The 1,471-nt window shown below is 52.3% G+C and carries 2 protein-coding genes; both read left to right on the top strand.

The annotated features are described in order from the left end of the window. The first annotated feature begins 72 nt into the window (after positions 1–72). A complete protein-coding gene (locus AC2VLY_RS13825) occupies positions 73–624 on the top strand; it encodes a hypothetical protein (protein ID WP_486891833.1) in 552 nt (183 codons plus the stop codon). Between the two features lie 138 nt (positions 625–762). Continuing rightward, on the top strand, positions 763–1,471 hold a 709-nt coding region (locus AC2VLY_RS13820; RefSeq protein WP_486891834.1), incomplete at its 3' end, for a phospholipase D-like domain-containing protein.

Raw genomic sequence — 1,471 nt, 5'->3', positions numbered from 1 at the left:
GCCCAGATACAGCAGGTCGCACCCGGTGTAGCGTCTGCACCCATGCCGGCCCATCGACCAGGACGGCACTGAATGGGCATGGAATCAACGCGGATGGAATCACCCCAACTGGATGCGGTGAGGACTGAATTTGCGGCAGTGGGATCATGGATGCGGAATGAGGGAGTCAACCGGCTGTTTGTCGGTGACTGCTATAGCTGCGATTGGTCGAACTTTGATGGCGGCACATTTTCCTGCGAGATACCACAGGCACCTGAAATCATCCGGAAAACATGGAAAACAGCGCAAAAACTGCTGCGTTCAGCCTCCCAAGCCATTCTGAAGCAACGGTATCCTCAATACGAGGAGGATTGGGACTACACCTTCCTGGAATCCATGGAATTCACCATGAATCACAACCGAAGGAACGCCCTCGCGCGCGTCTGGTTTCAGACAGGAGATGAAATCCTGGGCGATGCAGACAAGAAAGAGATTATCTCGACAGAAGGCCACATTAATTGGGTCACGAGGGCAGGCCGTGCATGGGAGACAGGCATAAAGGCCGCTTCACACGTCGAGCCTGTTGTTTTCTGGAGCCCGCAGGACTCCATCGATCATGTTGGCAACCACATAAGTGCCTATTGAGACCATTGGTGCCCGTGCCTACTTTTGATACTCAGTACTGAAACGGGCCAACACCATGCCCATGTTGCATGGTTTAACACGCATAATGTGTTTCTTATGGGTACCACACATTTTTAACCGGTGCTTTAAGGAGAAAATATGCCTTTATTTATTGAACCCAACGCGGGCGTTTCGCCTATTTTGCAAGTGATCCATGCAGCCCGCCATGAGTTGAATGTCGGTGTTTACTACATGACCGACCGCCCGATTCTTCGCGCCATTCAAGCGGCCAAAGCGCGGGGAGTGGATGTGCGGGTCATCATTGAAGGCAAGCCCTATGGCATGAAATCCTGGCAGGTGAAAAAGGAAGAACGGGAGATCGAAGTGACAGGTGCGCAACTGCATCTGGCGCCTTACCGATTTACCAGTCACGGTAGTCAGTGGTCTTTTTACCATGCCAAATATCTGGCATCAGGCCACGAGGCTGAAATCGGCAATCCGAACTTTGCCTGGTCAGATTTTCATGATGCCCGCAATTACCTTTACGTCACCCAAAACCCCACCATCGTCAAAGCCGTCAATGCGGTTTTTAACGCGGACTGGAATAATCAGAAAGCGCCTGCATGGGCGCATCAGGTTTTGGTGCTCTCACCGGGAACGTCCGTAAAACAGATTGTGCAGGTCATCGACCAGCCGGGGCCGATTGATATTGAAGATGAGGAAATCGGGCCTTATGCGCCGACTCTCGATGCAATTGCCGCCAAAGGAAAACTGGCCCGGGTGATTATGCCCGCCAATATCGATGCGCAGGATAAGAAAGACGCAGCCTTTCTGGAAGCACACGGCGTACAGGTGCGTTTATTACCCG

This window comes from Acidithiobacillus sp. TH-A36 (assembly GCF_057473445.1).
The sequence above is the reverse complement of the archived record's forward strand: the minus strand, read 5'-3'. Positions and strand labels throughout refer to the sequence as shown.

What these genes read in the sequence shown, in the direction of transcription:
- AC2VLY_RS13825 (WP_486891833.1), top strand. Translation starts at nt 73, where the DNA reads ATGGGCATGGAATCAACGCGGATGGAATCACCCCAACTGGATGCGGTG.